The organism is Sphingobium algorifonticola (genome assembly GCF_004005485.1).
Classification (GTDB): Bacteria; Pseudomonadota; Alphaproteobacteria; order Sphingomonadales; family Sphingomonadaceae; genus Sphingobium; species Sphingobium algorifonticola.
This window is the reverse complement of record NZ_RZUL01000001.1, coordinates 675,059-695,914: the sequence shown is the minus strand read 5'-3', so window position 1 is coordinate 695,914 and position 20,856 is coordinate 675,059. Positions and strand designations below refer to the sequence as shown.

Annotated in this window: 19 protein-coding genes and 1 tRNA gene; 9 read left to right on the top strand and 11 right to left on the bottom strand. The window is 66.1% G+C overall.

The features are described 5' to 3' along the window. Positions 1-44 precede the first annotated feature (44 nt). The 4 genes from hemC to ENE74_RS03260 all read left to right on the top strand — a co-directional run bounded on the left by hemC (position 45) and on the right by ENE74_RS03260 (position 3,510). On the top strand, positions 45-1,001 hold the full coding sequence (gene hemC / locus ENE74_RS03275; protein WP_127689183.1) for a hydroxymethylbilane synthase: 957 nt from the start codon (positions 45-47) through the stop codon (positions 999-1,001). Between the two features lie 83 nt (positions 1,002-1,084). Beyond that, entirely contained in the window at positions 1,085-1,732 is a 648-nt protein-coding gene (locus ENE74_RS03270; RefSeq protein ID WP_241241797.1) for a uroporphyrinogen-III synthase, read from the top strand. Further along, a complete protein-coding gene (locus ENE74_RS03265; RefSeq protein ID WP_127689181.1) occupies positions 1,729-2,730 on the top strand; it encodes a hypothetical protein in 1,002 nt (333 codons plus the stop codon). Before ENE74_RS03270 ends, ENE74_RS03265 begins: the two co-directional genes overlap by 4 nt. A gap of 69 nt (positions 2,731-2,799) precedes the next feature. Further along, complete coding sequence (locus ENE74_RS03260; protein ID WP_127689180.1) at positions 2,800-3,510, top strand: alpha/beta hydrolase; 711 nt, start codon at positions 2,800-2,802, stop codon at positions 3,508-3,510. A gap of 4 nt (positions 3,511-3,514) precedes the next feature. Here the strand turns inward: ENE74_RS03260 and ENE74_RS03255 are convergent, their stop codons facing one another. Then, positions 3,515-3,910 carry an acyl-CoA thioesterase gene (locus ENE74_RS03255; protein ID WP_127689179.1) on the bottom strand — a complete coding sequence of 132 codons (396 nt, stop codon included), beginning with the start codon at positions 3,908-3,910 and terminating at the stop codon, positions 3,515-3,517. Between the two features lie 5 nt (positions 3,911-3,915). Then, complete coding sequence (locus tag ENE74_RS03250) at positions 3,916-5,991, bottom strand: S9 family peptidase (RefSeq protein WP_127689178.1); 2,076 nt, start codon at positions 5,989-5,991, stop codon at positions 3,916-3,918. 101 nt (positions 5,992-6,092) lie between these two features. Here ENE74_RS03250 and ENE74_RS03245 point away from each other — a divergent pair, with 101 nt between their 5' ends. Further along, positions 6,093-7,874: an aminopeptidase P family protein gene (locus tag ENE74_RS03245; RefSeq protein ID WP_127689177.1), complete on the top strand. Its 1,782-nt coding sequence runs from the start codon at positions 6,093-6,095 to the stop codon at positions 7,872-7,874. A gap of 7 nt (positions 7,875-7,881) precedes the next feature. Here ENE74_RS03245 and ENE74_RS18135 read toward each other — a convergent pair whose 3' ends face one another. Next, positions 7,882-8,028 carry a hypothetical protein gene (locus ENE74_RS18135; protein WP_164847361.1) on the bottom strand — a complete coding sequence of 49 codons (147 nt, stop codon included), beginning with the start codon at positions 8,026-8,028 and terminating at the stop codon, positions 7,882-7,884. Between the two features lie 131 nt (positions 8,029-8,159). On the opposite strand from ENE74_RS18135, the gene ENE74_RS03240 reads away from it, so the two are divergent. The 3 genes from ENE74_RS03240 (at position 8,160) to ENE74_RS03230 (ending at position 10,261) form a co-directional block, all read left to right on the top strand. After that, positions 8,160-8,234: transfer RNA gene (locus ENE74_RS03240), tRNA-Thr, on the top strand. An 81-nt stretch (positions 8,235-8,315) separates the two neighbouring features. Then, positions 8,316-9,317: a threonine aldolase family protein gene (locus ENE74_RS03235; protein WP_127689176.1), complete on the top strand. Its 1,002-nt coding sequence runs from the start codon at positions 8,316-8,318 to the stop codon at positions 9,315-9,317. Positions 9,318-9,328: 11 nt separating this feature from the next. Beyond that, on the top strand, positions 9,329-10,261 hold the full coding sequence (locus ENE74_RS03230) for a DMT family transporter (protein WP_241241796.1): 933 nt from the start codon (positions 9,329-9,331) through the stop codon (positions 10,259-10,261). Here ENE74_RS03230 and ENE74_RS03225 read toward each other — a convergent pair. After that, positions 10,174-11,028 (bottom strand): Rossmann-fold NAD(P)-binding domain-containing protein, encoded by an 855-nt coding sequence (locus tag ENE74_RS03225; RefSeq protein WP_127689175.1) that lies wholly within the window; start codon positions 11,026-11,028, stop codon positions 10,174-10,176. The two genes, ENE74_RS03230 and ENE74_RS03225, sit on opposite strands and share 88 nt — an antisense overlap. Positions 11,029-11,125: 97 nt before the next feature. Between ENE74_RS03225 and pepN the strand changes: the two genes are divergently transcribed. Next, positions 11,126-13,726, top strand: a complete 2,601-nt coding sequence (pepN, locus tag ENE74_RS03220; RefSeq protein ID WP_127689174.1) for an aminopeptidase N — start codon at positions 11,126-11,128, stop codon at positions 13,724-13,726. A gap of 3 nt (positions 13,727-13,729) precedes the next feature. Here the strand turns inward: pepN and ENE74_RS03215 are convergent, their stop codons facing one another. The 7 genes from ENE74_RS03215 to lptE all read right to left on the bottom strand — a co-directional run bounded on the left by ENE74_RS03215 (position 13,730) and on the right by lptE (position 20,802). Further along, on the bottom strand, positions 13,730-15,838 hold the full coding sequence (locus ENE74_RS03215) for a transglycosylase domain-containing protein (RefSeq protein ID WP_127689173.1): 2,109 nt from the start codon (positions 15,836-15,838) through the stop codon (positions 13,730-13,732). Between the two features lie 72 nt (positions 15,839-15,910). Further along, positions 15,911-16,315 carry a peptide-methionine (R)-S-oxide reductase MsrB gene (gene msrB, locus ENE74_RS03210; protein ID WP_127689172.1) on the bottom strand — a complete coding sequence of 135 codons (405 nt, stop codon included), beginning with the start codon at positions 16,313-16,315 and terminating at the stop codon, positions 15,911-15,913. A gap of 36 nt (positions 16,316-16,351) precedes the next feature. Further along, complete coding sequence (locus ENE74_RS03205; protein WP_127689171.1) at positions 16,352-17,440, bottom strand: NAD(P)/FAD-dependent oxidoreductase; 1,089 nt, start codon at positions 17,438-17,440, stop codon at positions 16,352-16,354. Further along, positions 17,437-18,129, bottom strand: coding sequence for a methyltransferase domain-containing protein (locus tag ENE74_RS03200; RefSeq protein ID WP_206517627.1), 693 nt, complete (start codon positions 18,127-18,129; stop codon positions 17,437-17,439). Before ENE74_RS03200 ends, ENE74_RS03205 begins: the two co-directional genes overlap by 4 nt. Continuing rightward, positions 18,129-19,178 (bottom strand): type III polyketide synthase, encoded by a 1,050-nt coding sequence (locus ENE74_RS03195; RefSeq protein ID WP_127689546.1) that lies wholly within the window; start codon positions 19,176-19,178, stop codon positions 18,129-18,131. Before ENE74_RS03195 ends, ENE74_RS03200 begins: the two co-directional genes overlap by 1 nt. Before the next feature lie 78 nt (positions 19,179-19,256). Continuing rightward, positions 19,257-20,288 (bottom strand): DNA polymerase III subunit delta, encoded by a 1,032-nt coding sequence (holA, locus tag ENE74_RS03190; RefSeq protein WP_127689170.1) that lies wholly within the window; start codon positions 20,286-20,288, stop codon positions 19,257-19,259. Next, on the bottom strand, positions 20,275-20,802 hold the full coding sequence (gene lptE, locus ENE74_RS03185; protein ID WP_127689169.1) for an LPS assembly lipoprotein LptE: 528 nt from the start codon (positions 20,800-20,802) through the stop codon (positions 20,275-20,277). The genes holA and lptE overlap by 14 nt, the downstream gene beginning before the upstream one ends. Between the last annotated feature and the right edge of the window lie 54 nt (positions 20,803-20,856).

The window sequence follows — 20,856 nt, the reverse complement described above, 5'->3', positions numbered from 1 at the left end:
GGGGCTTCCCTCTAGTGCGACCTCTGGATAGAAGAAAGCGACATATGGTCGAACAGTCTCCCCCTCTTCGTCTGGGCACGCGCGGATCGCCGCTTGCCCTTGTGCAGGCCAATATGGTCGCCAACGCGCTGTGCGCCGCCCATGGCTGGCCGAGCGAGGCGATCAAGATCGTGACGGTCAAGACCAGCGGCGATCGCATTCAGGATCGTGCACTGGCGGATATCGGCGGTAAGGCGCTGTGGACGAAGGAACTTGATCGCGCCCTGATCGATCGGGATATCGATTTTGCGGTGCATTCGATGAAGGACGTGGAGACCGTCCGTCCGTCCGAGATCATGATTGCCGCGATGCTGCCGCGCGCCGATGTGCGCGACCGGCTGATCGGTGCGGAAAGCTTGGCCGACCTGCGGCAGGGTGCCGTTCTGGGGACCAGCTCGCCGCGGCGTTCGGCGCAGGTGCGGCGGCTGCGCCCCGATATCACGACGACCCTGTTTCGCGGCAATGTGGCCACGCGCCTCGCCAAGGTAACGGCCGGCGAAGTCGATGCGACATTGCTCGCGGCGGCGGGCCTGGACCGGCTCGGCCAGCAGGATATCGGCCATGCGATCGCTCTTGACGTCATGATGCCTGCGCCCGCGCAGGGTGCGGTCGGCATCGAGACGCTGGCGGACAATGCGCGCATGCAAGGCTATCTGGCGGCGATATCGGACGCCGACACTTATGATTGCGTGATGGCCGAGCGGGCCTTGCTGCTGGCCTTGGGCGGCAATTGTCATTCCCCGATCGGCGCGCTGGCGCGGATCGAGGGGGACGGCATCCTGCTGATCGCGGAAATACTGACCGGTGACGGAAGCGAGCATGTGTCGGACAGCGCGTTGTTTTTGCGCGACGATCCTGCCGCCGCGTCGGCACTGGGGCAGGCCCTGTTGCGCAAGGCCAGTCCCGCGATCCGCGCGCTGTTCGACGGCGCGACCGACCTGCCGCAGGAGGCATCGGCATAGTCGCGCTGCCGCCTTTGCTTGTCCTGCGCCCTGAGCCGGGCGCGGCAGGAACGCTTGCCAGAGCGCGGGCCGATGGTTTCGATGTGCAGGGCTATCCGCTGTTTCTTGTCGCCCCGTTGCCGTGGACCGGCCCGGAACCGCATCTCGTCGATGCCGTGATGTTCACCAGCGCCAATGCCGCGCGCTTGGGCGGCCCGCAACTGGCGCGCTATGCGCATCTGCCTGCATTTGCGGTGGGGGCAACGACGGCTGCTGCCGTGCGCGAGGCGGGCTTTGCCAGCGTGGAAAGCGGCGACGAAGGTGTCCAGCCGTTGATCGACCGGATTGCGGCACAAAGTTTTTCGCGCATCTTGCACATTTCGGGGCGTGACGTGCGGCTGTTCGATCCCAAAGGCCTGCGCGTCGCTTCCGCCTGTGTCTACGCGTCGGTGGAACGCGGCAATGCGGATGATCTGCGGGCGATGCTGCGGCCGGGCATGATCCTGCTCGTCCATTCTCCCCGCGCCGGTACTCGGCTTGCCGCACTGGTGCCGCCTTCGGAACGGCGCGCATTGCATATCGTCGCCATCAGTCGGGCGGCTTGCACCGCCTGCGCCGAAGGCTGGGCCAGCGCGCAGGCGGCGGACCGACCGCAGGATGCAGAGATGCTGGCGCTCGCGGCACAACTATGTGATGGCAAGACCCCGGTCGCAACGCGCATCCTTGCCCCCGGACAGAGGGAGCAGGCATGAACGACAGCGTCAATCTGCCCGGCAGTGGCGACGGCGGCGAGCGTGCACCGCCCGAGTCGCCGGTCGGTATGCAGCCGTCGCCTGCCCCGACGGGGGACAGTTCCGGTGGCGCGGACATGCCCGTCCAGCGCGCCTTTCGGGAGCGGCGGCGCGGGCGCACACCCTGGCTGATCGCGGGCGTGATGCTCGCGTTTCTGGGTGGTGTCACGGCGACGCTATTGTTGTATCCGCGTCTGGCCGGATGGTGGGTTGCACCCGCAACGCCGCAGGCCGTCGTCAGCGCAGCCCCGGTCGAACCGCCTCGGGATCTGGCAGGCGGACGCCCGATGGATGCCGCGCGGCAGGATTTGCTGGCGGTGCGCATGATGGAGCTCGAGGACAGGCTGGCGCGTATCTCGGTGGCCGCGCAGACTGCGTCGGGCAATGCGACGCGTGCCGAGGGCCTGATGGTCGCCTTCGCCGCGCGCCGCGCGCTCGATAGCGGCGCACCGCTGGGCTATGTCGAGGGACAATTGCGGCTCAGGTTCGGTCAGGCGCAGCCGCGCGCGGTGGCGACGATCATCAATGCCGCGCGCGAACCGGTAACGTTGACGGACCTGCAAGGCGGATTTGCCGAGATCGCGCCGTCGCTCGCGCACAGCCCGCCGGGCACAAGCTGGTGGACGGCATTCCGGCAAGAGGCCCGCAACCTCGTCATCATCCGCAAGACCGCGACGCCCTCTCCCTTGCCTGAACGCACGATACCCCGGATCGAACGCCTGCTGGCGGCAGGCCGCGTGGCCCCGGCGATGGAAGAAGTGGGGCGGCTTCCGGGGAAGGCAGCGGCCGAAGGCTGGCTGGACATGGCGCGCCGCTATCGCGAGGCGCGGCGGGCGCTCGACCTGATCGAAACTGCGGCGATTCTGGAAAGTCCGCCCGCTGCTGTTCTGCCGCCCGGACCGGCTCCGTCCCCCCCACCGATCATCGTTCCGCCGCCGATGCCGTCGTCCCCCGAATAGTGCGTCATTCTATCGCAATCTGCGCGTCATAAATCTTTCATAAATCTTCCCGGTGCTTATAGTCGCGGGATGTCTCGCGCTATCGCCCTGCCTGATTCCCGCGCCATTGGCGTCGCTGCGCCCTCCAGAGCGTTGCTGGCAGGGGAAGTGCGCGCGTTTCTGCATATGCGCTGGGTCGCCGCTTTCGGCCGACCGGTGCCGCTCGCCGTGCAGGGCGAGGGGCGGCCGGTGTTGGTGCTGCCAGGCTTTCTCGCGTCGGACAATACGACGGCGCGGCTACGCCGTTCGCTGCGCAATGCCGGTTTTGCCGTGCATGGCTGGGGCCTCGGGCGCAATCTGGGCGTCAGCGCCGACATGCTGGATGCGATCGACCGGCGGGTGGCCGCGATCGGCGACACGCGTCCCGTCACGCTGATCGGGTGGAGCCTGGGTGGCCTGATCGCACGCGAATATGCCAAGCGCGCACCCGATCGCGTCAATCGCGTCATCACCATGGGCAGCCCGTTTTCCGGCGATCCGCGCGCCAACAATGCCTGGCGGATGTATGAACGCATCGCGGGCCATCCAGTCGACAGGCCGCCGGTGGAGTGCCGCCTGAACGAAAAGCCGGCAGTTCCTACAATTGCCTGCTGGTCGGCGCGCGACGGCGTGGTCGCGCCCGCCTGCGCGCGCGGTCAGGACGGCGAACGTGACATGGCGCTGGAGTTTGATTGCACCCATATGGCGTTCATCGCCGACCCCAAGGCCATCCGCACGATCGCCCGCCTGATCGTCGACTGATCGATCACGCCAGGAAGGGCGCGGCGACCTCGGGTGGAATGCGGCCAATGCGTCCGCTGGCCCGCTCCACCATGACCCAGGTCGATTTGGCGCTGACGCAGATCTTGCCGTCCGGCCCGGAAAACTCCACGAACCGGTCGAAGCGCGCCCCGCGAGGTGCGTCGCCGACCCAGGTGCGGGCTGTCACGACATCGCCTGCCTGCACATTACCCCGATAGTCGATTTCGTGACGGCTGACGATCCAGACATAGATGTCGACATGCGCCGGATCGGCCGCCGCCTGCCAGTGGCGCGTCGCCACTTCCTGCAACCACTGCACCCAGACGGCATTGTTCACATGCCCCATTTCGTCGATATGGCCGGGCAAGGCCGTGATGGTGGTGACGAACGGCGTCGGCATGGGGCCTATTCCGCCAGCCCCATCTGCCACAGGATGAAGGCAAACTCCTCCGCGCCTTCCAGCAAGCTGTCGAACCGGCCCGACTTGCCGCCATGGCCCGCCCCCATGTTCGTCTTGAACAGCAGGATGTTGTCGTCGGTCTTGTGCGCGCGCAGCCGGGCGACCCATTTCGCCGGTTCCCAATAAGTGACGCGCGGATCGTTCAACCCCGCGGTGACGAGCATGGGGGGATAGGCCTGACGCGTGACGTTCTGATAGGGACAATAAGATAGGATCGTTTCGAACGCTGCCTTGTCCTCGATCGGATTGCCCCATTCGGGCCATTCGCCCGGCGTCAGCGGCAGGCTGTCATCCAGCATCGTGTTGAGCACGTCCACGAAGGGGACGTGCGCCACCACCGCGCCCCACAGATCGGGGTTGCTGTTGATTACCGCGCCCATCAGCTCGCCGCCCGCCGATCCGCCGGATATGCTGATCCGGCCTTGCGCCGTGTAGCCAAGAGCGATCAGCCCTTTCGCCACATCGACGAAATCGTTGAATGTGTTGGTCCGCTTGTCCAGCTTCCCATCCAGATACCATTGCTGGCCGAGATCATCGCCGCCGCGGATATGCGCGAGCGCAAAGGCAAATCCCCGGTCGAGCAGCGACAGGCGCCCGGCGGAAAAGCCCGGTTCCATCGCGATGCCATAGGCGCCATAGCCGTAGAGATGCAGCGGCCCGGAGCCGTCCCGGGCAAAATCCCGGGGATAGACGATCGACACGGGGATCTGCGTGCCGTCGCGCGCCGCGATCATCAGCCGCTCTGTCGCATAGGCCGACGCATCATAGCCCGAGGGGATTTCCTGGACCTTGAGGACTTCCAGCCGATCGTCGTCCAGATGATAGTCGTAGATCGTGTCGGGCGTGACCATCGATTCATAGCCGATGCGCAGTTTCGTCACGTCATATTCGGGATTGTCGTCAAGGCTGGCGGAATAGCTTGCTTCGGGAAAGGCGATCCGTTTGGCGGCATGCGTCGCATAGTCGCGGATTTCGACTTGATCGAGGCCGTCGTCGCGCCCTTCAGTGACATAGAACTGTTTGAACAGCGTGAAATCGGTGAGATAGAAACGGTCGGATGGCGCGATGACTTCGGTCCATGCGTCCGGCCGGTCGAGCGTTGCGGTCACGAGCCGGAAATTGGGGTGCGTGTCGTTGGTGCGGATGTAGAGCGCACCCTCCCGCTCGTCGACATCATATTCACGGCCCGGCTGGCGCGCGGAAACCAGCAGCGGCTTTGCCAGGGGATCATGCGCGGGCAGCAGCCAGGCCTCGCTCGTGACATGATCGCCGGTCGACAGCACGATCCATTTTTCGGAGGATGTGAGGCCGATGCTGACGCGGAACCCCTCGTCATCCTCATGGAACAGTTCGACATCGCTCTCCACCGGATGCCCCAGCCAGTGCAGCCGGGCATTGTCGGTCCGCCAGTTGTCGTTGGCGAGGCTGTAGAGCAGACCCTTGCTGTCGCTGGTCCACACTAGCGAGGACAAGGTGCCCGGAATGACATCCGGCAGCATGCTATCGGTGGACAGGTCCTTGATCCGCGCCTCGAACCGCTCCGAACCGTCAGTATCGACCGCGAAGGCAAGATATCGGCCGCAGGGCGAAACGGACATTGCGCCCAGACGGAAATAGTCATGACCCTGCGCCAGTGCGGTTTCATCCAGGATCACATGGTCGGCATGGCCGTCCGCGCTGGCCGCCACGGGCCGCCGATACCATTTGCGATATTGCGCGCCTGTTTCGAACGCACGCCAGTAGAGATAATCGCCGTCTTTCTGCGGTACCGAACGGTCGTCTTCCTTGATGCGACCCTTCATTTCGGCGAACAGCGCGTCGGTCAGCGGCTTGTGCGGGGCCATCGCCGCTTCGAAGAACGCATTCTCCTCCCGCAGATAGGCCAGCACCGCTTCGTCGGTCACGCGGGGATAGCCCGGATCGCGCAGCCAGGCCCAGGGATCCTCGATCGTGATGCCATGATGGGTGAAGCTGTGCGGGTGCGTGGCGGCCACGGGCGGCGGAACGGGTGTGGTTGTCATCGGCGTCTTTTGTCCTGACAGGGGTGCTGGCGCAACCCGGCATGCAAGCCTATGTTGCATTTCAGCAGGATGACATCCCGTCATCCGATCAGGAAAATCGCATGTCTACCTATGAAGCCCGCCTGAGCGCACTGCGCGAACAGCTCCGCAAGGATCGCCTCGACGGCTTTGTCGTCCCTTTGACCGACGAGCATATGAGCGAATATGTGGGCGCCTATGCGCAGCGCCTCGCCTGGCTGACCGGCTTTCAGGGATCGGCGGGCAGCGCCGTGGTGCTGCCGCAGGAAGCCGCGATCTTTGTCGACGGCCGCTATACGTTGCAGGTGCGTGAGCAGGTGGACGGCAATCTGTGGCATTATGAAAGCGTGCCCCAGACCAGCGTCGCCGCCTGGCTGGGCGCGCATGCCGCCGATGGCGGCCGCATCGGTTACGATCCCTGGTTGCACACCCGCGCCTGGGTCGATCAGGCGAGCGCGGCCCTGGCGGAGAAGGGTGCCACCCTCGTCGCCGTCGACACAAACCCGGTAGACGCCATCTGGCCCGACCGGCCGGAGCCCAGCAAAGCGCATCTGGTGGTCCATGACGACATCTATGCCGGTCGCAGCGCCCGCGAGAAGCGGCAGGACATCGCCGACTGGCTGACCGAGCGGAAGGCGGACAGCGTGGTCCTGTCCGCGCTCGATTCGATCGCCTGGACGTTCAATATCCGCGGTGCCGACGTCGAGCGTACCCCGGTCGCGCTGGCCTATGCGCTGGTCCATGCCGATGCGACGGCCGACCTTTACGTCGCGCCGGAAAAGATAAGCGATGCGGTGATCCAGCATCTTGGCAATGCGGTGCGGGTGCACGACCGGGCGGATTTTGCCGATGCGCTCATGGCGCTCGCGGGCAAGACCGTGGTTGCCGACCCCGAGCGTGCCGTCGCCGCCATATTCGACACGCTCGACCGGGGCGGCGCGCACGTCGTGGCGCTCCGCGATCCTGCGGTGCTGGCGAAGGCGATCAAGAACGCGGCCGAAATCGCCGGCCATCGTGCCGCCCAGGCCCGCGACGGCGCCGCGCTCAGCCGCTATCTCCACTGGCTTTCGGTGGAGGCACCCAAGGGCGAGTTGACGGAAATGTCTGCCGCCGAACGGCTGCACCAGTTCCGCCAGGAAACCGGCAAGCTCAAGGATCTCTCGTTCGATACCATTTCGGCTTTCGGTCCCAATGGCGCCATTCCGCATTATCGGGTGGAGGCGGCCACCAGCCTGCCGATCGTCGCGGGATCGCTTTATCTGGTTGATTCCGGCGGCCAGTATCTGGATGGCACCACGGACGTCACCCGCACGATCGCCATTGGCACCCCCCCGCCCGAGATGCGCAACCGCTTCACGCTGGTGCTGAAGGGGCATATCGCGCTGGCCAATGCTGTTTTCCCGAAGGGCACGCGCGGCGGCCAGATCGATGTTCTGGCACGGCAATATCTTTGGGCCAATGGGCTGGATTACGCCCATGGCACCGGCCACGGGGTCGGCAGTTTCCTGTCGGTCCATGAAGGCCCGCAACGGATAGCGACGTTCAACGGCGGCGACGAACCGCTGCGCGCGGGCATGATTCTGTCCAACGAACCGGGTTATTACAAGCCCGGCGAATATGGCATCCGCATCGAGAATCTGGTGCTGGTGGAGGAGCGTGCCGTACCGGGTGCGGAACAGCCGATGCTGGGTTTCGAAACGCTGACCTTCGCGCCGATCGACCGCACGCTGATCGATCTGTCGATCATGACTGCGGCTGAGCGCGGCTGGCTGGACGCCTATCATGCCAGCGTGCTGGCGGTCGTCGGCCCACAATTGGACGGAGCAGCTAAGGCATGGCTCGAAAGCGCCTGTGCGCCGCTTTGAGCTAACGTCATTCGTCCGCGTCGGGATCCCTGTCCGGCTGGCGGTTGCTTTGCAGGGGGGTGGCATTGGCTTCGCGCGCCTGTCCCTTGCGGCGGCGCAGATTGTCGCGCAGCGCCTGCGCCAGCCTTTGCTTGCGGTCGTCATCCTGGCTCATGGCAAACAGCCCTAACGAAAATCATGCCCTCGCGGCAAGTCGCCTTGACAATCGAGGGCAGGAAAGGCCATAGGCCCGCTTCCCGCACAGGCCTGACGCGGTCGGCCCTGTCGCGCATGCGAAAATGGTGTGCTGCTGTAGCTCAGTGGTAGAGCGCATCCTTGGTAAGGCTGAGGTCGCGAGTTCAATCCTCGCCAGCAGCACCATTTTCGCTTTCCCGCTCGTTGGCGGATGGCGCGCGGTAACAGCTGTTGACGCTGCCCGCGCCGCGCCCCATGGCAATGCATATGCGCTTTTTTTCCGACAATGCCGCTCCGGTGCATCCTGCCGTCCTCGCCGCGATCATGCAGGCCGACGTCGTGGATACAGCCTATGACGGCGACCAGTGGAGCGCGCGGCTGCATTCGGCGTTTTCGGCGCTGTTCGAAACGCCGGTCAGCGTGCTCTGGGTGTCCACCGGCACGGCCGCCAATTGCCTGGCGCTTGCGGCGCTTTGCCCGCCCTATGCCGCTGTGCTGTGTCATGCGGACGCGCATGTCGAAACCGACGAAGGCGGCGCGCCGGAGTTTTTCACCCACGGCGCCAAGCTGATGACGATCGCGGGCGAAGGCGCGAAGATTACGCCCGATGCGCTCGGCAGGCGACTGCGCGCGATCCGCGACGACGTGCATCAGGTCCAGCCCCGCGCCCTCACGATCACCAACGCCACCGAATATGGCCGCGTCTACACGCCGGATGAGGTCGCCGCGCTCGGCGCGCTGTGCCGCGCGCACGGTCTGCGCTTTCATATGGATGGCGCGCGCTTTGCCAATGCGGTGGCGCATCTGGGCTGCCATCCGGCGGACCTGACGTGGCGGGCGGGTGTTGAGGCGCTGTCCTTCGGCTTTGTCAAAAATGGCGGCATGATGGCGGAGGCGCTCCTGTTCTTCGACACCACATTGGCGGATGAAACGCGGCGGCGGCGCAAGCGGGCGGGGCATCTGCTTTCGAAGGGGCGCTATCTCGCGGCGCAGCTTCTGGCGATGCTCGACGATGATCTGTGGCTGCACAACGCGCGTTCCGCCAATGCCGCCGCGCAGGTCATCGGCCGGGCGGCGGGCGGCCGCTGCCTGCATCCGGTCGAGGCGAACGAAGTGTTTATCGCACTCTCTCCGGCCGAAGCCGCAGAGTTGCGGCAGCAGGGTTTCGACTTTTATGACTGGGGCGAGGGCGCGGCGCGGCTGGTGACAAGCTGGCATCATGACGTCACGGCGGTGCAGCCGCTGGCCGACGCCATCGCCGCTCTGTAAATGGCGTTCGCGTGACACATAGCCACGCCGAACCCGATGACCATGGCCCGTCGCTGCTCTCCCCTGCGATTGCGCTGCCCTTTGCCATCGTCACCCTGATCTGGGGATCGACCTGGCTGGTGATCCGCGATCAGGTCAGCCTCGTGCCCGTAAGCTGGTCCATCTGCTACCGCTTTCTGCTGGCGGGGGTCGCGATGGCGATACTCGCCCGCAGCCGGGGCCTGCCGCTTGCCATCGGCTGGCGCGGGGTCGGCTTTGCTGCGGCGCTGGGGGCGAGCCAGTTCATGGCCAATTTCAACTTCGTCTATCGCGCGGAAATGGTGCTGACGTCCGGGGTCGTCGCCGTGTTCTATGCGCTGCTGCTTATTCCCAACAGCCTGTTCGCCTGGATCGCCTTTCGCCAGCCGGTGACGCGCCATTTCGTGGTGGGATCGGTGATCGCCGTCACCGGCGTCGTGCTGCTGTTCCTCCGCGAATATCGTTTTGCCGATGTCGCACCGGGTGCGGTGCTGACCGGTATCGGCCTGTCCTTCTTTGGGTTGCTGGCGGCATCGGTCTCCAATGTGATGCAGGGCACGGCGATCGCCCGTCGGCTGCCCATCATCAGCGTGCTGGCCTGGGCGATGCTGCTGGGCGGGATCATGGATGGCGTGCTGGCGTGGATCACCACCGGCCCGCCGACGATAGACATGCGCCCGGCCTATCTGGCCGGGGTCGCCTATCTCGCGCTGGCGGGATCGGTCGTCACCTTCCCGCTCTATTTCCGGCTGATCCAGCAGATCGGTGCAGGTCGCGCCGCCTATACGGGGGTACTGACGCCCGTCATCGCGATGCTGCTCTCCACCCTGTTCGAGGATTATCGCTGGTCGCCGCTTGCGGCGCTGGGTGCGCTGCTCTCGATCCTCGGCATGGTCATCGCGATGCGCGCCAGGCCTTCGCGGTAGGTCGGACAGGCCGGGTTCCAGCCGAGCAGACGCTTGGCCTTGCCGTTCGCGATCCGCCGGTTCTCGCCATAGAAGGCCCGCGCCATTGGCGACAATTTTGCTTCCTCAAGCGACAGCAGCGGCGGCAGCGGCAGGCCGGTCAGGGCGCTCGCGGCCGCGATCACTTCATTCTGGCTGCATGGATGATCGTCCGCCAGATTATAGGGACCCGGCGGTCCGTCGAACCCGGCAATTACCCCCGCCACGATATCATCCACATGCACCCGGCTGAACACCTGCCCCGGCAGGTCGATACGCCGCGCCCGCCCATCGATCAGCCGGTCTATGGCGGAACGGCCGGGACCATAAATGCCGGGCAAGCGAAACACGCGGACATCGTCGCGCAACATCTGCCATGCCAGATCCGCCTCCGCCCGCGCGCTGCGTCGTCCGTGGCCGATGGAGGCACTTTCATCGACCCACGCGCCGCCGGTGTCGCCATAGACGCCGGTGGCGGAGAGATAGCCGGTCCAGCGCGCCGGTGCGGCCGCGATATCGGCGCCATAGGCAGCGAGCACCGGATCGGCGCCGTCTTCGCCCGGCGGCACCGACGAGAGTATATGGCTGGCCGTGCCGATCGCGGCGCGCACCGCTTCCGAATCGGCAAAGGCAAGTGCGCCATCGATGGCGGTCTGTCGGGTAGCGGTGATACGCCAGCCCTGCGCCCGAAGCGCTGCCGCGAGGCGGGAGGCAGTATAGCCAAGGCCGAAGATGAGCATATCGGTCATGGGGATACGCATACACCATAAATCCTCCCCTTCGAGGGGGATGAGGATTCGGCACAGCGCCATTGCCCCTCGCTACGCACCGGCATAGGAGGGGGACATGGCCGACATTCATACCACCGGGGCCGGTGCCCCCGCGATCATCCGCCGTTCCGACTATCGTGCCCCGCTGTGGCTGGTGCCCGATGTCGCACTCGATTTCGCGCTCGATGCCGATGCGACGCAGGTGCGCGCTACTTTGGCGGTGACGCGCAATGGCGATCATGACCAGCCGCTGCGGCTGGACGGTGAGGGGCTGGTGCCGCTGTCGATCACCGTCGACGGCATTGCGCTGACGCCCGACCAGTGGTCGATGGATGGGTCGGCGCTGGTCATTCCCCTGTCCGGCAATGCGCACGCGGTCGAGACGCTGGTTACCATCGCGCCCGCCGCCAATACGCAGTTGATGGGTCTGTACGCTTCGGGCGGGTTGCTGTGCACCCAGTGCGAGGCGGAGGGTTTCCGCCGGATCACTTTCTTCCCCGATCGCCCCGATGTCCTGTCGCGCTACAGCGTGCGGATGACGGCGGACAAGGCGCTTTATCCGGTGCTGCTGGCCAATGGCGATCCGGTGGCGTCCGGCGATCTGGAGGACGGACGGCACTGGGCGCAGTGGAACGATCCTTTCCCGAAGCCCTGCTATCTTTTCGCGCTGGTCGCGGGCGATCTCGCCTGCAATGCCGACGGCTTCACCACCATGTCGGGGCGGAAGGTGTCGCTCGGCATCTGGGTGAAGGCGGCGGACCTGCCGCGCACCGCCCATGCCATGAAGGCGCTGAAGGATTCGATGGCGTGGGACGAGCGTGTCTATGGCCGCGAATATGACCTGGCGGCGTTCAACATCGTCGCGGTCGCCGATTTCAATTTCGGGGCGATGGAGAACAAGGGCCTCAACATCTTCAATTCGCGCTACATCCTGGCCGATCCCGAAACCGCGACCGACATGGATTATGACGCGGTGGAAGGCGTGGTCGCGCATGAATATTTCCACAACTGGTCGGGCAACCGCGTCACCTGCCGCGACTGGTTCCAGCTTTCGCTGAAGGAAGGGTTCACGGTCTTTCGCGACCAGAGCTTCTCCGCCGACATGGGGTCGCCCGCCGTCAAGCGCATCGACGACGTCCGCATCCTGCGCGCGGCGCAGTTTCAGGAGGATTCAGGTCCGCTCGCGCATCCGGTGCGGCCCGAATCCTATATGGAGATTTCCAATTTCTACACGGCGACCATCTACAACAAGGGTGCCGAAGTCATTCGCATGATGCACACGCTGCTGGGGCCTGAGCGGTTCCGCGCGGGCAGCGACCTGTATTTCGACCGGCACGACGGGCAGGCGGCGACCTGCGAAGATTTCGTCAAGGCGATGGAAGACGGCGGCGGGATCGACCTCACGCAGTTTCGCTTGTGGTATAGCCAGGCGGGAACGCCGCGCATCAATGCGACCCTGACACATGATGCTGCGACCGGCGAAGCCATCCTCACCCTGTCGCAGGCGGTGCCGCCGACCCCGGGGCAGCCCGACAAGAAGCCGATGGCGATGCCGATCCGCATCGCGCTGTTCGACCGCGCATCGGCGCGGCACCACGGCGACGCATTGCTGCATCTGACGCAGGCGGAACAGAGCTTCCGTTTCCCCGGATTCTCCGCGCCGCCCGTTCTTTCGATCAACCGGGGCTTTTCCGCGCCGGTGGTGATCGACAGCGACCGCAGCCAGGCCGATCTTGCCTTCCTGTCCGCGCATGACGACGACCCGTTCGCCCGTTATGAGGCGATGCAGCAGTTGATGGTCAATGTGCTGGTGGGCACCGTCGCGGGGCAGGCGATGGACGACACGCCGGTGATCGCAGCGATCCGGGACACGATCGCCGATAGCAAACTCGACGACGCCTTCATTGCGGAAGCGATCCGTCTGCCGAGCGAAAGCTATATCGGCGATCAGATGTTGCTGGTCGATCCCGACGCCATCCACCTGGCGCGCGACCGGTTGCAGGCAAAGATCGGCGCAACGCTGGAGCAGGAATGGCGGGCGCTTCATGCGCGGACGGAAGCCAATGGCTTTTCCCTGTCGTCCGCCGCCAAGGGCGCGCGCAAGTTGCGCAACACTGCCCTGCTCTACCTGTCGGCTTCAGGCGCGAAGGATGCCGACGCCATCGCCTTTGCGCAGTTCGATCGCGCCGACAACATGACCGAGCGCCAGGGTGCCCTGGCCGTCCTCGCCAGCGGCATAGGCGACCATCGGGAGGCGGCGCTCGACATCTTCTACAACCGCTATGCCGACGATGCGCTGGTGCTCGACAAATGGTTCCAGACGCAGGCTCTCGCCTTTCATCCCGATACGCTGGCGATCGTCGATGCGCTGGGGCGGCACAAGGATTTCACCCTGTCCAATCCCAACCGGGTACGGTCGCTCTATGGTGCATTTGCGGCCAATCAGTGGGGTTTCCATCAGGGCGACGGTGCGGGATATCGCATGGTGGCCGACATCGTGATCGCGCTCGACTCCCTGAACCCGCAGACGGCGGCGCGCCTGGTACCGCCGCTGGGGCGCTGGCGCCGGTTCGATGCCGTGCGCGGCGGCGCGATGCGCGCGGAACTGGAACGCATCCTCGCGACGCCGGGTCTGTCGAAGGACGTGACCGAGCAGGTGGTCAAGAGCCTGGAATAAACGTCATCCGGGTGGTGGCGGCGCGGGCCTTGGCCGCTCCCGCGCCGGGCGCTCGCGGCCCAGCACATTGTCGATCCAGTTCTGGTCCATGCGTGGCGGGGCAACGACATCCTCGCCTTGCTCCTCGCGCGGCGACCGGGCCGGTTCACGCGCATCGCCGTCGCGCGGTTCGCGCTCGATCGGCATGCCGTTCTCGTCCACGAACATGCCCGATCCATTGTCCGGCGCACCGAAATAGGATTCCTCGTCCGGCTCCAGTTGCCATTCGGGCAAGGTGACCTGGGTTTCGAACGGCTCGACCGGGCGTTGGGCGACCGCCGCTTTCATATATTGGGCGAAGGCCTGCGCCGGGGCGCGGCCGCCCTGAAGCCCGCCGACCGCACGGGCATTGTCGCGGCCCATCCAGACACCCGTGGTCAGCCCGCTGGAAAAGCCCATGAACCAGCCGTCCTTGTTGCTATTCGTCGTTCCTGTCTTGCCCGCGACCGGACGGCCGATCTGGGCCGCGCGGCCGGTGCCGGTGTTGACGGCGGTCTGGAGCAGGTCGGTGATCCCCGCCGCGACCCAGGGGGCGACCAGCACACGGCTGGTGTCGTCCTCATGCTCGTACAGCAGCCGCCCGTCGGCGGTCGTCACCTTGGTAATGCCATAAGGCGTCACCGCCACCCCCTTGCGCGCGACCGAGGCGAAGGCGCGCGTCATGTCGATCAGCCGCACGTCGGATGTGCCCAGCACCATCGACGGGTGGGTGTTGACCGGCGTCGATATGCCGAAACGGCGGGCCATGTCGGCGATCGTCGGAAAGCCCACTTCCATGCCGAGCTTCGCCGCGACGGTGTTCACCGAATAGGCGAAGGCCGTGCGGATATCCATGTCGCCGGAAAAGCGCCCGTTGCTGTTGCGCGGCGACCAGCCGTCGATGTCGATCGGCTCGTCCTTCACCGCCGTGTCGGGGGTATAACCCGCCTCCAGCGCCGCCATGTAGACGAACAGTTTGAAGGCGGAACCGGGCTGGCGCACCGCCTGCGTCGCGCGGTTGTAGTTGGACGTGACATAATCGTTGCCGCCCACCATCGCGCGCACCGCGCCGTCGCGATCGACCGACACGAGGGCGCCCTGCGTTCCCGGCGGCGCATTCGCCTTGATCGCGGCGGTGGCCGCGCGCTGCATGGCAAGGTCGATCGTGGTCCACACTTCGAGCGGTTCGGCCGGTTCGTCGATCAGCGTGTCGAGCTGCGGCAGGGCCCAGTCGGTGAAATAGCGGACGCTGTTCTGCGGCGCTTCGGGGGCAAGTTTCACGCCCTTCAGGTCCGCGTCGGCACGCTGCACGGCGGTGATCGCGCCGTTTTCGCGCATCACGTCCAACACGACGCCCGCCCGCCCGATCGCCGCGTCGGCATCTGCGGTCGGCGAATAGCTGGACGGTGCCTTGACAAGACCCGCGATGATCGCCGCTTCGGGCAGGCTGAGGCTGGTCGCGGCATGGCCGAAGAACTTGCGGCTCGCGGCGTCCACGCCATAAGCACCGCCACCGAAATAGACCTTGTTGAGATACAGCTCCAGGATCTGGCGTTTCGAAAACTTCCGCTCCAGCGCCATCGCCAGGATCATCTCGCGGACCTTGCGGCCCCAGGTGTAGCTGTTGTTGAGGAAGATGTTGCGCGTCACCTGCTGCGTGATCGTGGATGCGCCCTGCAATCGTCGCCCCGTGCCCCGGTTTTCAAGGGCAAACCACGCCGCGCGGGTCAGGCCGATCGGGTCGATGCCGGGGTGATGATAGAAACGCCGGTCCTCGACAGAGACCATCGCCTCGACCATCACCCGCGGGATCTGGTCGAACGACAGCCAGCGGCCAAAGCTTGGCCCCAGCGACACGATCACGCTGCCGTCGGCGGCGTGCACCCGGATCATCTGGCCATTGGGGGAGGATTTGAGCGCTTCGTAATTGGGCAGCGACTGCATCGCCACGAACACCGCGACGACCAGAGCGATCAGCCCCGCGACCGCGCCCACCGCGCCGACCTTCAGCCCGCGGACCAGCCAGCGTTTGATGGTTGCGCCGGTGCCGCCTCCACCGGCGGTTGATGTCCTGCTCTTGCCCGCTCGTGCCATGTTCCATGCCGGATACGCGTTAACCGAGCGCGCCACAAGCGGGCGCGCGGCTTTATCGGGGCTGAACGGTGGTCAGGCGCCTTCGTCGCGCGGCTTGAAATCCAGGCTGGCGCTGTTCATGCAATAGCGCATGCCCGTGATGCCCGGACCATCGGGGAATACATGGCCCAGATGGCCGTCGCAGGTCGCGCACCGCACTTCGATCCGCCGCATGCCGTGGCTCACATCCTCGACTTCCTCGACGGCATCGGCATCCACCGGCGCGGTAAAGCTCGGCCAGCCTGATCCGCTGTCATATTTTTCGGCCGCATCGAAAAGCTCCGCACCGCAGCCTGCGCAATAATAGACGCCGTCTTTCTTGTTGGCATTGAGCGCGCCGGTGAAGGCGCGTTCGGTGCCTGCCTCGCGCAGGATATGATATTGTTCGGGGCTCAGGCGCTGGCGCCATTCAGCGTCGGTCAGGTGCAGCTTTTCCATGGCCGCAATATGGTACGGCAGTGCGACCGGATCAAGTCAGCCAAGGCGCGTCAGCCGGGCGACGATGTCGGTAGCCCCGGGCACCCCGATCAATGCACGGGCGAGAGAGGGGCGGCTGCCCAGTCCCTTCACAAGCCCCGCCAGCAGCAGTGGCATCGCGGCGCGGCCTGCAAATGCATGCTGGTGGAGGCGCGCGCCTGCCGCGCCGTTCTCCAGCCAGTGCGCGACGGCGCTTTGCGCGCTGGCGAGGGCGATGCCGACACCTTCGCCCGCAACGGAGGGGATCACCGCCGCCTGATCGCCCAGCCGGAACAGGCCGGGGCGGGTGTCTCGCGCGCGCCATCCATAAGGCACATTGCCGATCGCGTCGATCCGCACGCGGCAAGGCATGTCGGTCAGCCGGTCGGCCAGCGCCGGGGATGCCATCGCCAGTTGCGCGAACAGGTCGTCGGCTTTGCCGTCCGCTTCCTGAAGGCGGCTCTTGCGCACCGCCATGCAGGCGTTGACGCTGCCATCCTCCTGACACACCAGGCCCAGATAGCCGCGATCGAACAGGTGCAGTTCGATTCGCCCGCCGATCAGCCGCGCACGCGCCGCGCTTTGCGGCAGGCGCAGACGCAGGCCGAGCTCGGGGTCTGCGCCGCTGCCGCTGCCGCCGCGATCCCGGTTCACGCCCCGCAGGTCGGTCTTGCCGGTGGCCAGGAACAGGCTTTCGGGCTGCAGCGTCGCGCCACTCGCCAGTGTCAGGTCGGTGCCTTCGACCGCCCGCACCGCGACGCCGCGCCGCACGTCGGCGCCCTGCGCCGCGGCATGATCCAGCAATGCCGAATCGAGGCGGATGCGGGAAAGGCCCATCGCCGGGGCAGGCAAAGCTGCCGTCCATTCGCGCGCGCCGATGAACAACGCGAGCGTGCGGACATCGTGCCCGCCAAGGCTGGCGGGATCGATCCCGAGCGCGGCGATCCGCTCGACCGTGCGCCAGCTTAGAAATCCGCCGCAGATGGTGTCGCCCATCCGCTCCAGCCGCTCCAGCAGCGTCGCGCACACACCCGATCGGGCGAGCGCGATGGCTGCCGCCGCACCTGCGGGTCCACCACCGACGATGACGGGCGGGGCCTTGCTCATTTGATGCGCGACACGCACAGGCGGAAGGGGAAGAGGCGTTCGACCGTGGCGATCCCGTCCAGCTCCGCCGCGTTCAGCATGTCGTGCCATTCGGCGGGGCGGAAGCTGCGCGCGATCGACAATTGCCCGTCCTCGCGCACGATGCGATGCACCCCCAGCAGCCGCGCGGCCCATGGATAGCCGTGATAGGCGAGGGCGTGACGGTGCAGGTCGTTGACGAACCAGCCGCGCCGCGCGGTGGCTTCCATGAAACGTAGGAAGGCGCTCCGCTGCGGGTCGTCCATATGATGGGTGACAAGGCTGGAGATAATGAAATCCCACGGTTCATCGGCCAGCGCGGCATAGTCGCCGGTGCGATAGGTGATCGGCGCTTGTGCCGGATGCCGGGCCAGCGCCACGGCTTCGCTGCGCGGATTGAGGTCAATGCCCACCAGATCGCAGGCGATCCCGTGCTTGCCTGCCCACCGCCAGATCGCGCGCAGCATGCCGCCATCGCCATAGCCGACATCGAGCAGCCGGAACGGCCCCGTCGCGGCCCGCTTCAGAAAGCGGATCGTCGGCCGCGCGGTCAGCGTTGCCGTATTGATACGCGCCAGCCCGGCCAGCACCTGCGCATAGACCACAGGGGACAGGGTTTCGGCGTCCATCTGCTCCTCTTCCAGCGCGCGCGTGGAAAGGTCGCGACTCATCAGTCCGCGCCGCTGAAGCAAAAGCCTTCCGCCGCCAGCCCCGGCCCGAACGCCAGCGCCAGGCCATGATGGGGGGGCGGTTCGGCCAGAAGCCGCGCCAGCACGAACATCAAGGTGGCCGACGACATGTTGCCGCAGCTTTCCAGCACCGCACGGCTGTGATCGAGCGCATGCGGGGGCAAGGCGAGCGCGTGGGCGACGGCATCGAGGATCGACCGCCCGCCCGCATGCACGGCCCAGGCATCGACCTTGGCGGGATCGACCGGCAGCATGGCGGGATCGGCCAGCGCCGTCGCGATCGCGCCGGGCACTTCGCCCGACAGGTGCATGGCAAAGCCATGATCGCCCAGGTCCCAGCGGATCAGGTCGGCGCTGCCGGCAAGCGTCTTGGAAAAGGGTTTGTCGATCGCGAGACCCTTCGCCTCCGCCGTCACCAGTGCCGCCGCGGCACCATCACCGAATTGCAGCATCGCGAGCAGTGGCTCGATCGCGGTTTCCGCCTGGAGATGGAGCGTGCTCAGCTCCACGCAGACGACCAGCACCCGGGCATCCGGCTCAGACCGTATGATATGCCGCGCCGACCGAAGCGCCGCGACGGCGGCATAGCAGCCCATATAGCCGACCAGCAGCCGCTCGACCGACGCTGACAAGCCGAGGCGCTGCGCCAACACCTGCTCGACGCCCGGCGCGGTAAAGCCGGTGCAGCTTGCCAGCACCAGATGCGTAATGCGCTCGATCGGCACCTGCGTCGCCAGTGCCGCCACCGCCCGCTGCGCGAGGGCGGGCGCGGCATCGGCATAGATGGCCATGCGCTGCGCCGTCGTCGGCCAATCACCGGCGTAGAACCCGCCTGCGTCGATCGGCGATCCGGTGGTGTCGGGCAATATGGACCAGCGACGGGCGATGCCGCTGCGTTGCGCCATCCGGTCGAACAGCTTCGCCTCACGCGGATCGGCCAGTTGCGCGCGCGCCCAGCCGATAAACGCCTGGTGGATGTCCTGATCGGGAATGGCAGTGCCGATCGCATGGATATGAGCAGTAACGGGAATCGGCGACACCTTGTGGCTTTTGTCAGAAGATAGGCGCGCAATCCGTACTTACCAATGGCCCGCCAAAGAAACGCAACGTTACCCGGTGCGTTCGCGCGCCGCCTGTCGCGCGATGGTGAGCAGTTCCTGCGTCACCACTACGTCGCCTGCGTTGCGGCTGGACCGGCTGGCGCGTTCCGCGGCACCAAGCCGCTGGATCACGCGCGCAATCCCGACGGCATCCCACAGCTTGACCTGCCGGGTGACGACAGCCTTGTCTTTCCAGAAGATCGCCTTTCCGGCCCCCTCGATCGCGGCGTCGAGCCGACCCGACCGGTCGAAATCGGCGCGAATCTGAGCAATGAGCATGGCCCTATTCTGCAACGGGCGCAGGATGCTGCCCATGTTTGTGCCCATCACGCGCAGCCCGGCCAGCGCGCTGTGCATGGTCCTGAGGTCGCCGCCGAGCACGGCGTTGACCAGCGGGCCGATGTCTTCCTCCAGCGATTCGGCGGACAGCGCATTCAGCGCCTCGGCCGTCGCTTCGACCGGTCGGTCGGGCGCGGCATCCAGAAACAGCGCGATCTTCTCGATTTCGCCGTTCATCAGCGCGCGGTCGCCGCCGGTCAGGTCGCTGATGCGCCGCGCCAGCTCATGCGGCAGGCGCAGGCCCAGCTCGCGGGCTATGCCGATGGCGATCTGGTCGGCATCGCGCCCTTCGGGCACATAGCTGATACAGGCCATCGCCGCCTTGTGATCGAGCGCGAGCTTCACCAGTTTCGACGTGGCTTTCAGCGCCCCGGCGATCGCCACCACCGGATTGCCCGCATGCTCGGCCTGCAACAGCGCCTCGATGGCGGGCAGCGCCTCGTCGCCCAGCGGTGTCACGCGCACCCATTGCCGATCGCCGAACATGGAGAGCGAGGCCGCTTCGTCGGCCAGCCGGGCGGGATCGGCCTTCAGCGCCGAACCGTCAAGGTCGATGCGCTGTGCATTCGGCCCCATCGCGCGCTCCAGCCGCCGGGCCAGCGCGATGCTGCCCGATTCGTCCGGGCCGTAGAGGAAAAACAGGCGGATATCGGCGGGCGGCGCGTCGAGCGCCCGCTCCATCTGGCCTTTATTGGCCTTCACGGGAAGACGGTATGGCCGCGGTGCCGGACTCTTGGGACGCAAATAGCGCAAGCCGCGCGATGATCTGGTCCGCAACCGTTTGCGACAATCTTTCGAGCGCGGTGTCCTCTGCCGCGATCGTCGCATATTCGCTGGAGGACACGTCGATGCCTGCGTCCGATCCTGCCGTTGCGTCCACCATCTGCGTGCCGGTGGCGGTATCGACCAATTGATAGCGTGCGCGCAATGTCCGTCGCTCACGGGTGATGGCATCGTCGGCGCGTACGCCAAAGCCCTGAATGCTGTCGTCCAGCCTCACCACCAGGCGGTATCGCGGGCCGGTGCCGCCCTGCACCAGCCGGTCGCGCAGCGCGTTGCCGACCAGCCATCCCGCCTTGCCCTCGATGGGTGCCACTTCGACATTGGCCAGCGCCTGCGCCACCGGGCCAGTGCTTCCCCCGCTGTAAACGGGCCGCAGCCCGCAGGCGGAGAGGAAGGCCGTTGTGGCGAGGAGAGGGAGAAACATGCGGTTCATCAGAAGACTCTCTAGCCGTTCGCCCTAGGCTTGTCGAAGGGTTCCACTGAGCGT

Excerpts from the sequence above, each read along its gene's own strand:
- ENE74_RS03255 (WP_127689179.1), bottom strand. The coding sequence starts at position 3,910 with ATGCCGACGCCGTTCGTCACCACCATCACGGCCTTGCCCGGCCATATC.
- ENE74_RS03200 (WP_206517627.1), bottom strand. The coding sequence starts at position 18,129 with ATGAGTCGCGACCTTTCCACGCGCGCGCTGGAAGAGGAGCAGATGGAC.
- ENE74_RS03260 (WP_127689180.1), top strand. The coding sequence starts at position 2,800 with ATGTCTCGCGCTATCGCCCTGCCTGATTCCCGCGCCATTGGCGTCGCT.
- hemC (WP_127689183.1), top strand. The coding sequence starts at position 45 with ATGGTCGAACAGTCTCCCCCTCTTCGTCTGGGCACGCGCGGATCGCCG.
- ENE74_RS18135 (WP_164847361.1), bottom strand. The coding sequence starts at position 8,028 with ATGAGCCAGGATGACGACCGCAAGCAAAGGCTGGCGCAGGCGCTGCGC.
- pepN (WP_127689174.1), top strand. The coding sequence starts at position 11,126 with ATGGCCGACATTCATACCACCGGGGCCGGTGCCCCCGCGATCATCCGC.
- ENE74_RS03225 (WP_127689175.1), bottom strand. The coding sequence starts at position 11,028 with ATGACCGATATGCTCATCTTCGGCCTTGGCTATACTGCCTCCCGCCTC.
- lptE (WP_127689169.1), bottom strand. The coding sequence starts at position 20,802 with ATGAACCGCATGTTTCTCCCTCTCCTCGCCACAACGGCCTTCCTCTCC.
- msrB (WP_127689172.1), bottom strand. The coding sequence starts at position 16,315 with ATGGAAAAGCTGCACCTGACCGACGCTGAATGGCGCCAGCGCCTGAGC.
- ENE74_RS03235 (WP_127689176.1), top strand. The coding sequence starts at position 8,316 with ATGCGCTTTTTTTCCGACAATGCCGCTCCGGTGCATCCTGCCGTCCTC.
- ENE74_RS03215 (WP_127689173.1), bottom strand. The coding sequence starts at position 15,838 with ATGGCACGAGCGGGCAAGAGCAGGACATCAACCGCCGGTGGAGGCGGC.
- ENE74_RS03250 (WP_127689178.1), bottom strand. The coding sequence starts at position 5,991 with ATGACAACCACACCCGTTCCGCCGCCCGTGGCCGCCACGCACCCGCAC.
- ENE74_RS03265 (WP_127689181.1), top strand. The coding sequence starts at position 1,729 with ATGAACGACAGCGTCAATCTGCCCGGCAGTGGCGACGGCGGCGAGCGT.
- ENE74_RS03205 (WP_127689171.1), bottom strand. The coding sequence starts at position 17,440 with ATGAGCAAGGCCCCGCCCGTCATCGTCGGTGGTGGACCCGCAGGTGCG.
- ENE74_RS03245 (WP_127689177.1), top strand. The coding sequence starts at position 6,093 with ATGTCTACCTATGAAGCCCGCCTGAGCGCACTGCGCGAACAGCTCCGC.